The organism is Argonema antarcticum A004/B2, from assembly GCF_023333585.1.
GTDB lineage: Bacteria > Cyanobacteriota > Cyanobacteriia > Cyanobacteriales > Aerosakkonemataceae > Argonema > Argonema antarcticum.
Genome location: NZ_JAIQZN010000158.1, coordinates 1 through 10171 on the forward strand (window position 1 = coordinate 1; position 10171 = coordinate 10171).

Genomic DNA, 10171 nt, shown 5'->3' on the forward strand with positions numbered 1-10171 from the left:
GAATCGCCTCTAATATAGGACTCGATATCGTAGAGCCTTTGCCCTGCTTGGTTTTTAATGCTTTTGATCTTCCCTTCGTCTGCATATCGCCTCAACGTATTAGGATGCAATCCCAGAAATTCGACTGCTTTTCTGAGTGGAATATATGCCATACCTAAATATAGCATTAGTGAGCGTTAGTGAGCATTGGTGAACAAAATTTTAACTAGCTAATTGCCCTTAACTAAAACACCTGGTTCGCGCTGAATAGGCAGAACGTCCAACAGATCGGTTTGTACGCAATATTTTAAATCTTCATGGCAGTTCAAGCGAAGTAGGCGTTGGCCGTGACTGGCATGGTGCATCAGTTCTAGCAATCGATCTTGCCATTGGAGGTAAAGCGAGATCGCACCTATAACCTCATCGTTGCCAGCAATATCGTCTATATTCCCATTCTGTGCTGTCAGGAGGCTGTGTGCTAGAGCACCAGCACAAGCGCTATCCTCCAAAGAAAAACTGCCTTCCCAACCGCTACCGACAATCCAGACAGTTTCTGGTTGCAGAGCTTGGACATACTGTACGACAGCTTTGCGATTCACAAATGCGGCTGCCAGAACCGTATCGGCATCCTGGACTCGCTGCAAAGCGCGAGTGCCGTTTGTGGTGCTGATGAACAAACGGCGTCCTTCCACGCGCTCTGGGGTGCAATCTAGGGGAGAATTACCCATATCGCACCCAGCTACTTTCGCTCCGCCGCGTTCCCCGGCGCGAATCCGCTTCTCGGCAGGCCAATTTTCGCTTGAGCCGATTAGTTTTTCTATATCGCTAAAGACTTGAACCGCCTCCGCTCCCGCCGCCAAAGCTGTAGCCATTGTGGTTGTAGCTCTGAGGACGTCAATAGCGATCGCGCAGTTGGGAACGCTAGAGCCAGGAGTAAGTTCAGGAGTGTGGTAAACAAATAATTTCACAAGCCAGCTGCCAATAGATTAAAACCATCAAGGATCAAATTATTTGTTGTCCTCACCAATTAGTCAACAGCAAAAGTGGGATCTAGCTCAAGCCAGATTCGCCGGGACTATGACGCCCCTCGCCGCAGCGGCGAGGGGCGTCATAGTCTCCCCCTCTCCGTTGCGGAGAGGGAGTTGGGGGGTGAGGTTTGTCCCAGCTTAGACTGGTAGCCCATTTCACGCCTAGCACCAAATTACTCATAATCCTTGCGCCAAAGACTGTGTGGGAATTTTATTTTGGCCAAGTCCCACAGACTCCAGCAGAGCCGTCCATTTAGCTTTTAGCTCGGCGTCGTTGGGATTAGCGCGACGGAGTTCGGCAAGGGTAGCGAGGGTATCGTACCAAACGTTGTTTTTATCGTAAGTGGCTAGGCGATCGCGCAGGGAAGTTGCCTGTTCTAAATCGCGCTTGAGTTCGGGGCTGGGATTAATGCGCCATATCCATCCATCCACTCTAATAAGTGCTTCAGCATCTGAGCCAGAACTCAGGGCACAAGTCCAGTGATAACTTCGACCAGTTTCTAGGGGTGGTAAATTGGCATAAGCTGGCAAACTGATGCTGACAATCCCAGCTAGCCCAGTACTGGTGAAAATAGTTTTGTAAATTTCCTGCTGATTGCTCCCATCTGAGAGAGTAAACTTCTCTGAGAGAGTAAACGTCATTTTGCGGTCTTTGCCTTCCTCTTTACTCACATAAAAAAAGAAAGTCGGATAAGCAGAGAGAGTAGCCCCCCTACTGTTGGGAGGTGCCAAGGCAGTCAAAGCAGTCAAAGAAGTCAAAGCAGGGCCGCGAGTTCCTCCCCCTTCACGCCGACCGGGTTTCCCGATACTGGAATCCGGTTCGTAGGCTCCCCAACGGCTGGGTAGCGTTTGGCTGCTAGGCGGTTGTGGCTGTGCCCCAACTCTTGCAGGCAAGTGAGTCACAATTGTGAAACCCAACAAAAGGGCGATCGAAAAGCCAATCAACTTTAAGAAGGTCTTGATCGGATTCATAACACAACAGCAACGCCAATAACAGATTTGCCCATAAATACTATTTTTACTCCTTACTAGAGATATTTGGATTTTTTCGATCTGATGTAGCTACAGGCTGAAGCAGGGGTTCAGAGGCAATTGTTTCCAGTCCCACCGACTGCAATAGATCTTTCCAGTCTTTTTCTAAGGTGGGGTCGGATGGTGTAGCGCGACGCAGTTCGGCTAGCGTACTCAGGGCGTCGAACCAAATACCAGCAGTCCGATAAGCAACAACCTTATCACGAGGTAGGGTCACTCCTCCTAACTGCTGCACGATGGTGGGGCTGGGGCTTACGCGCCGGATCGACCCCTCTACCGAGATATTGCTAGACCTATCTGAGGGGTCTTCTGGATTGCAAATCAAGGTAAATGACCATTTATAATTCTTGTTTTCTTCAAGGCGTCGTAAATTGGCAGACGCAGGCAAGCTGACACTTACGATTCCAGGACTGTGAGCAATTGTAAAATTGGTTTTGTAAATCAATCTGTTATTTTCAGTCTTGAGAGCAAACTCCAGCTGCGGCTTCTCTTCTTCCTCTAGGGAAGGCACATAGACAAAGAAGGTCGGATATTCTACAAGGGTGGTGCCAAAGCTATTGGCTGGCACTAATGAGGTAAGCTTATAATTTGGAGAATTTTTAACGCAAGGGCCGCGCGTTCCCCCACCTTCACGCCGACCGGGTTTTCCAATGTTGGGATCGGGTTCGTAGGCTCCCCAACTATTCGGTAGCCCTTGGCTGCTAGGCGGCTGTGACAGGGCCCGAAGGGTTGCAGGCAAGTGAATACTTATTCCGAAAGCCAACGGGAGGGCTAGGAAAAAAGTTGTGAACTTTAAGAACGACTTTATGGCAGTCATAACAAAACAGCAGCGCTGAGCAGAGGTTTATTGGTAAATGACGACTTAATCCCAGCGTGGGTTTCTGTTGAGATTGCGATCGTGATTAAACCGATGTAAGGAAGCAAGTGCGAATGGCTCAAGCCAGCCACAGCACTAAGCAACTCGTGATGATATTTATCAGGGGCGTTGTCCGAACTCAATTGTGCTATAATTTCCACTGCTTTCTTGACGATAATAATTGCTGCGTTATAATCGCGATCGGCAATATATTCGCAATCAGGACACTTGTGAGTTCTGGTACTTAAACACTGCTTGACTTTCTGGCGACAATTCGAGCAATTTTGGGAAGTATTATCAGGTGGAACTTCTATAACTGGCACTCCAAATATTTTACCAAAAGTTCCCCAAAGCTTAAATGTTACTGCTGCAAATCCATCAATAAATGCGATATACTTTCTGTCTGATGATAGTTTCCAACTACACTTCTTCTTGTATTCAAATGACGCGCTGGTTTGGAGTTTCTTGAATTTGAGATATCCTTTTAGTCCTGGTGTCTTGTTCTTACAATTAGAGCAGAAGTTAGATAGAACTTGCCAAACTCTTTCCGACATGGCTTGACGAGCCATTGAATTGAGTTTTTTTACCCAAGGGAATTCATGGTTGTCAGCGATAAATTTGCAGTATTTGTTCGGAACCATGCCATTTACGCCGCGATTGTCCATCCAGTAGCGGAGGCACTTGTTACGGACAAAAAGACCAGTCCGAATCATCTCGTCGATCACCCGATACTGAGCTTCTGTTTCTTGCAATTTAGCTTGGTAAACTAGCATTGAAAGAATCACACAACTGATAAGATACTAACATGAGGGGAAATTTTTGGGGATTCGATGTCCCAACAATTCCGGCCTTTCATCCCCAGCTAACCGAGGCGGCAAGTGCGGGATTATAACGGCAGTCAAGATAAAATGGCTTATTTTTACGTGATGTTACGGCTGTTGCAGTTGCAAAGCCAAAAACCTGTTTAGGTTGATTAGATAACCGCTAGCTAGCTTATGAGCGCTTTTTTTCTGGCACTACTATGTATTTTCACCTGATTTGGCTATGATTTCAAAAATGCTTGCTCCTCAACTAAGACCGAATTCGCAGACAACGGTGCTACGACCCATAGGGGCTTATGCACTGCAAGGCATTGCCTTTTCAGGCGATCGGCTGATTGCCTTAGACTCGGCCAGGGGCTATCTGCTGGAGATCGACTTAAACAGCGATAATACCTCTATCTTAAACCCCGATCGCGTCGCTCAATTTGAGGGTGCCATAGGTTTAGCCCTCTGGGAAGACACGCTTTGGTTTACAAAAGAGGAAAACGTTTACTTTTGCAGTTGGACGGATTTTACGCCCCAACATTTTGTAACCTTGCCTTACCCTGCTGATGGGGTGACGGTTTGGGAATCGACTGTTTACGTATCCTGTCAGAAAGCAGGCTATGTATTCATTTATAACCGCACGACTGGTAACCTAATTACTCAATTCTATACGCCTGGGATTGGAGTTGAGCATCTGACGGTACGCGGCGAGGAACTGTGGGTTTCGGACAATATCGAACAAACGGTATATTGTCTGGAGCGAGCTACTGGTGAAATTCAATTTAGCGTCCTGACGCCCTTTGACAATCCCACAGGGTTGGCTTTTCACACAGACCCCCAAACTGGGAAAAATTCCCTGTATGTCGCCTATGCCGGAGAGGAGCCCTATATTAGGGATGACCCAAATGCTGAGCCAGCACACCAGTTGGAATATCGCGATCGCACTTTCATTCACCCCCTCCATTTCCACTACAACCAGGAAGGACGCTACGCCCTATCCAACGGCTTTCTGATCGAAATGTCCTACGTAGAGGAACTTTTACCTTTGGAGGCGGTGTACCTAGAAAAGGTCGAGTGGCGCATTGCTTTACCATCTGAAACCGATCGACAAAAAGTTCGTCAAATTACAGCCGTCGGTCGTCCTTTCACAGAAGAGATTGTAGACGGACAGCGGGTGGCGGTGTTTAAGTTTGAGAAGCTCAAACCCGACGAACGGCATTTGTTTGGCTGGCGGGCGCTTATAGAAGTTTACAGTATCAAGTATCGCCTGAGTGCGCGAGATATTGAAAACATTCCCGACCTTTCGCCAGAATGGAAGCAGCGCTATCTGGTGGACGATGACGAGTTGGCAATGGATACTGAGATTATCCGCAATGCTGCATATCAAGCGATCGGCACTGAAACAAATCTGTTGCGGAAAGCTTATAAAATTCGCAACTATGTCTATGATAAACTCTCCTACGCCATCAAACCTCATATTGACTCGCCAGATGTTGCCCTACAGCGGGGTACAGGTTCCTGCGGCGAATATGTGGGTTTATTACTTGCCCTCTTCCGCTTAAACGGGATTGCCTGCCGCACTATTGGGCGCTACAAGTGTCCTCAACAGGCCGATTTGCCCGGAGTACCCCTGTACCCAGATTATAATCACGTCTGGTTGGAGTTCTATGTGCCGGGATTTGGCTGGTTGCCGATGGAATCCAATCCCGATGATGTGATCGATCGCGGGCCTTACCCATCGCGGTTTTTCATGGGATTGGCTTGGTATCACATTGAAATTGGCAAAGGGATTACGTTTGAAAAGCTTAACACCGATGGTTTTCCTGTCAATAAGGATGAGGTTTCCATTGGCAATTTAGCTATTAATCACATCCGCTTTACTATTTTGCAGGAACTGGGAACTGGGGAATAGGGGAATTTTAGATTTTAGATTTTAGATTTAAAATCTGAAATCTAAAATCTTTCCTTTTTCCCAGAAAGATCATTAGGGAATTTTAGATTTGATCGGTAGTGTAAGAGTAATACAGAAAATTGTTTGTTGTTATTAGGGGTTAAATTTTTACCGCAGATGAAGACAGATAAACGCAGATAAACGCAGATAAGAGAGCGATAGAGTATAAACTGGGTTATTTTGGGGATTGTGTTTACAGGGGAAGAGGGCAAATGGAAGTTATCCCAGCGATCGATTTACTAGAAGGCCGATGCGTGCGACTGTATCAGGGGGACTACTCGCGATCGCAAATTTTTGACGAAAATCCAAGTTTAGTGGCAAAACAGTGGGTAGACCAAGGGGCAATGCGGCTGCACGTAGTAGACCTCGACGGTGCTAAAACAGGCGAACCTATTAATTTACCAGCTATTGAAGCAATTGTAGGGGCAGTACCTGTACCGATCCAAGTCGGAGGAGGTTTGCGCGATCGGGCCAGAGTTGCTCAGATGTTGGATATGGGCGTCCAGCGGGTAATCCTGGGAACTGTGGCGGTGGAAAATCCCCAATTAGTGGCGGAACTTTGCCGGGAGTTTCCGGGACAGATTGTGGTGGGAATTGACGCCCGTAACGGAAAGGTAGCAACTCGCGGTTGGTTAGAAACGTCTGAAGTTGCGGCAGGTGATTTAGCTCAGCAGATGGCTCTTTTAGGCGCGGCGGCGATTATCTACACTGATATTCATCGTGACGGTACGCTGTCAGGGCCTAACATAGAAGCTTTGAGGGAATTAGCAACGAGGATTTCCATTCCTACGATCGCATCTGGCGGCGTCAGTTCCCTCACCGATCTTTTGAGTTTGCTAGCCCTAGAACCTCTGGGAGTCAGCAGTGCGATCGTCGGTCGAGCCCTCTACACTGGTGATGTCTCTCTCTCTGAAGCAATCCAAGCCGTTGGTTCCCGACGTTTGCAGGATATCCCGCCGGATTTTGGCTCCTCCGCATTTGCGTAATATGGGCATGGGGCATGAAAAGAATCCTTCTTTTGACTTTTGACTTTTGAATGAGTGACTTTTCAAGTCCCATGCCCATTTGCAAATTGAGAGAAACCTGTGCTATAGTTATAAAGCTAGAAAGGACCCATAGCTCAGTTGGTTAGAGCGCCACGTTGACATCGTGGAGGCCACTGGTTCGAGTCCAGTTGGGTCCATCTAAAATTCTGCGATAGTAACCCTATCGTCTGGGAAAGTCGGAAGGTAGGAATATTTTCCTAATTTGGTTGAACATATCAGAATCGTGAGTGATTTGAACTGCGCTCCATCTTAGTCTATGATGGCGATCGCATTCTTTAATCCTCCGAAGTGCGATCGCATTCTTTAATCCTCCGAAGTGCGATCGCGTTCTTACCTTCTCCTTACGATCGTTACCACTATCTTGTGAAGGCTAGACGTTTTTAGCGAATTAAAAGCTTACTTTGGTTTCTTGCTGCTATAATTACATTCTGATTACCAGTAAAAACCCTAATACCAGGAACGGTTACATAATCACCATCATCAGTAATTACTTGAATGATTCCTGCGTTCTCCATTGCTGCTAAAATAAGCAAGTCGTAGCCATCAAGCGGTTGAGTTGAAAATCTAGTTAAGGCACTGTTAGTAGTAGCTTCATCAACTATTATATCAGTTGATACAGCAATAGATGTAACTTGGCTCCAAGCTGCTTGAATTTCAGCCACTACATTAGTTCTTTCTGCTGAATAATTATGGCGGTATTCCTTAGCTGTCAAGGTAGCCGTTAAGGTAGAAGAAAAAATTTTATTTTCATTTTGTTCTATATTGTGGGCTAACTCCGATAAAGAAAGACCGCAGTATAAAAGCAACGATTGAGCCGAAAGAGCTTTTGCTATATAAGTGGGATAGTCTGTAATTTGATAGTACTTCGCTGATGTACTGGCTTTGGTGTAAGTCAGCCAGTACCAAACATTAGTGTCTACTAGAAAAATATCATCTTTCTTCGGGTGGTCAGACCGAATATCAACGACTTCAGCTTGAACTATATAGTTAACTGCCATTAGAGACTATTTGCTTGTTCGCTAACAACTTCGTCTACTGCTTTGCGAGTATTTTCATTTGAGTAATACTGCTTTGAGTTTTCAATAACTCGCTTAAGTACCTGTCTGCCTACTGAATTGAGGTTGGAAAATTTCAGCAAACGGTTTAAGGTATCTGGTGGAATGTCTCTGAGTAGCTGCCCAATGGCAAAATTGAAGAAGGGGGACGCAAAAATTCCTACACCAGCAAAGTCAAGCTCTACAGGACGATTAGCCAAGAGTTCGGGGTAAGTCAGATTGTACACCTTTTGACCTTCATCGGGGGTCATGCAAGTTTTGCCTATTAGGTCGTGGATGTCGTATCTCATATTTTGGGTTCCCCTTAGAAAAGTGGCTCCTCATCATCGGCATCAGAAGCTAGGATGTAAAGGGCTTCTTCGCATTGGAGTGTGATGTTAACCAGTGTCCCCTGAAAGAAAGTTTGCCGATTTTGGTAAATCTCCTGATTTTCATCGATCGCTACATATCCATCTTGACTGAAAAACTCCAACTTTCCACGATTAATTTTTACAAATTTTTCGGAATCAACGATTAAAAATCGCCACACTCGAAACACTCAACTCATCCTCTTGATATAGTTGCTTTCTAAAATAGCGACGATACAACTCGCAGCTTAACTTGGCATGATTTCCATCCAGCTGTACCAAGCCCATACTTTCTAACTTATAGGCTGCGATCGCTTCTAATTCCACGCTGTCTAACGCACTAATAACCTCTTGCAGAGATGACACTAATTGGCTATCCTGTCGGAGTATTTCCAAATGACCCCGCAAATGGTGACCGTAAATCCCTGTCAGCATGGGGGCAGTTTCCAATAAATGCTCCAATGTCATGTCTTGCCGAGACAGGTGATAAAGCGCGACGTTCAGCAGATAGGGATGTCCCCCCACCATTGCCATCAGTTGCGCGATCGCACTGGTATCAGCCCAATTTATTCCATAACGTTGTGCCAAATTCTGCACCTGCTCTAAACTAAATTGTGGCACCTGAAGCGCTAGCCCCACATTGAAGGGCGATTGATTTAGCTTGAGTGGCACATAGATTTCTGTGCTGTGAACTACCACTAACCTGAGTTTTTGCCAAATATCAAGTGTTCGGGCTTGTTCGTGCCACAATCGCAGCATCGGCAGAAAGTCTTGGGCAATGCTGGGATGCTCGAAAACGCGATTGACTTCATTCAACGCTAAAACTAAGGGACTGTCGATCAGTTCCAGCAGATAATCCTGAAAATAGATTTTGCAGCTCACCTTGCTGCCCATATCTTCATCCCAATAATCATCCAACTTGGAGTCGAGGTTTAGTTGCTTGCTGATATTGATACAAAACCAGCGCAAAAATTTATCGATCGAACTAAAAATGGCTGTATCGGCTTCCTGAAAGTCCAACGAGACGGCTTTGTAACCCAAATCCTTGGCATGAGCAATCATCCTGTTGAGTAGTGAACTTTTCCCCATTCTTTTAGGGGCTTTGATCCGAATCACGCATCCAGGTTGGCTTATTTCAGCGCAGGCGAGTTCTTCAATCGGAGGGCGATTAATGTAGAGGGGGGAATTTAGGGGTAGGGGAGAACCGGGAAATTTAATCTGAGTATGGGTGAATAAAGGTGAAAAATCATCCTTTGCCACTGTGTCGGTGCGGAGATCCTTCGGCGTTGTGCTTTGTTCGTTACCTGTGTAATTTTCCTGAAACTGGTTCCAGACTAAATGCAGATTTTTTTTCGTTACCCGTTCCCCCAGTGCCTCAGAAAGGTCATGCCACAGCCGGGAGCCGATTTCCTTGATGTGAGCGCTACAGTAGGAGGAATCTCGCGCTATATCGCTATAAGTATGTCCCATCCACGACTGACGTAGGATAAACCGCTCCACCGGACTTAGTTGGCGAAGTAGCAGACCTTGTTCTACAGCTTCCAGAACTTCTTCAACGTTCATTCAGTGACCGCATCTAACTAAGGATGCGTGTAGCAGCAAATAATATCCTGACCGTAATGTTACCAAAACGGAAAGACTATACCTTATTATCCTACCTTTCATACTTTTTGCAGTTGACAAAAATTAAACTTGCTGGGTTTTGGATGATAAGATTTACTTATCAAAAGCTATTTTTGTTTCAGTCAGCATCACCAACGCCAATTTGGCAAGGTGTTTCGGCTTTAGTGCTGAGTGGGGAGTGAGAAATAACTGACTTTCTTAGATGGCAATGTTTGTATTGGGTGATACCACATTATTTACAAGTTCTATATCAAATTGATATAATTAGAGTTTAATTTTTCTTCATAAAGCCTACTCATTTATTAGAACAGAGTCCTTAAAGTCGTCATAAATAGTTTTTGTCGTAATTTAGAGGTAATTAGCTAGTTAAGATTTTGTTCACTAATGCTCACCAACGCTCACTAATGCTATACTTTAGGTATGGCATATATTCCACTCAGAAAAGCAG

Annotated in this window: 11 protein-coding genes and 1 tRNA gene; 3 read left to right on the top strand and 9 right to left on the bottom strand. The window is 45.6% G+C overall.

Features of this window, described 5'->3' with window-relative positions:
• The 5 genes from LAY57_RS33685 to LAY57_RS33705 all read right to left on the bottom strand — a co-directional run.
• Positions 1-167: MerR family DNA-binding transcriptional regulator (locus LAY57_RS33685; RefSeq protein ID WP_338022546.1), on the bottom strand; the 167-nt coding region annotated here is incomplete at its 3' end.
• 42 nt (positions 168-209) lie between these two features.
• A complete protein-coding gene (locus LAY57_RS33690; protein ID WP_249071553.1) occupies positions 210-947 on the bottom strand; it encodes a 2-phosphosulfolactate phosphatase family protein in 738 nt (245 codons plus the stop codon).
• Between the two features lie 237 nt (positions 948-1184).
• Complete coding sequence (locus LAY57_RS33695; protein WP_249071554.1) at positions 1185-1979, bottom strand: DUF928 domain-containing protein; 795 nt, start codon at positions 1977-1979, stop codon at positions 1185-1187.
• 46 nt (positions 1980-2025) lie between these two features.
• Positions 2026-2778: a DUF928 domain-containing protein gene (locus tag LAY57_RS33700; RefSeq protein WP_249071555.1), complete on the bottom strand. Its 753-nt coding sequence runs from the start codon at positions 2776-2778 to the stop codon at positions 2026-2028.
• A gap of 74 nt (positions 2779-2852) precedes the next feature.
• On the bottom strand, positions 2853-3668 hold the full coding sequence (locus tag LAY57_RS33705) for a zinc ribbon domain-containing protein (protein WP_249071556.1): 816 nt from the start codon (positions 3666-3668) through the stop codon (positions 2853-2855).
• Between the two features lie 283 nt (positions 3669-3951).
• Here LAY57_RS33705 and LAY57_RS33710 point away from each other — a divergent pair, with 283 nt between their 5' ends.
• The 3 genes from LAY57_RS33710 to LAY57_RS33720 all read left to right on the top strand — a co-directional run bounded on the left by LAY57_RS33710 (position 3952) and on the right by LAY57_RS33720 (position 6835).
• Positions 3952-5613: a transglutaminase-like domain-containing protein gene (locus tag LAY57_RS33710; RefSeq protein ID WP_249071557.1), complete on the top strand. Its 1662-nt coding sequence runs from the start codon at positions 3952-3954 to the stop codon at positions 5611-5613.
• A gap of 251 nt (positions 5614-5864) precedes the next feature.
• Positions 5865-6638, top strand: a complete 774-nt coding sequence (gene hisA / locus LAY57_RS33715; RefSeq protein ID WP_249071558.1) for a 1-(5-phosphoribosyl)-5-[(5-phosphoribosylamino)methylideneamino]imidazole-4-carboxamide isomerase — start codon at positions 5865-5867, stop codon at positions 6636-6638.
• A 123-nt stretch (positions 6639-6761) separates the two neighbouring features.
• Positions 6762-6835 (top strand) — tRNA-Val (locus LAY57_RS33720).
• Between the two features lie 243 nt (positions 6836-7078).
• Here LAY57_RS33720 and LAY57_RS33725 read toward each other — a convergent pair.
• From LAY57_RS33725 to LAY57_RS33740, 4 genes are read right to left on the bottom strand one after another with little or no spacing between them, the layout of a single operon-like run.
• On the bottom strand, positions 7079-7696 hold the full coding sequence (locus LAY57_RS33725; protein ID WP_249071559.1) for a PIN domain-containing protein: 618 nt from the start codon (positions 7694-7696) through the stop codon (positions 7079-7081).
• A complete protein-coding gene (locus LAY57_RS33730; protein ID WP_249071560.1) occupies positions 7696-8043 on the bottom strand; it encodes an STAS-like domain-containing protein in 348 nt (115 codons plus the stop codon). The genes LAY57_RS33725 and LAY57_RS33730 overlap by 1 nt, the downstream gene beginning before the upstream one ends.
• Positions 8044-8057: 14 nt before the next feature.
• On the bottom strand, positions 8058-8282 hold the full coding sequence (locus LAY57_RS33735; protein ID WP_249071561.1) for a hypothetical protein: 225 nt from the start codon (positions 8280-8282) through the stop codon (positions 8058-8060).
• Positions 8260-9663, bottom strand: a complete 1404-nt coding sequence (locus tag LAY57_RS33740; protein WP_249071562.1) for an AAA-like domain-containing protein — start codon at positions 9661-9663, stop codon at positions 8260-8262. The genes LAY57_RS33735 and LAY57_RS33740 overlap by 23 nt, the downstream gene beginning before the upstream one ends.
• Between the last annotated feature and the right edge of the window lie 508 nt (positions 9664-10171).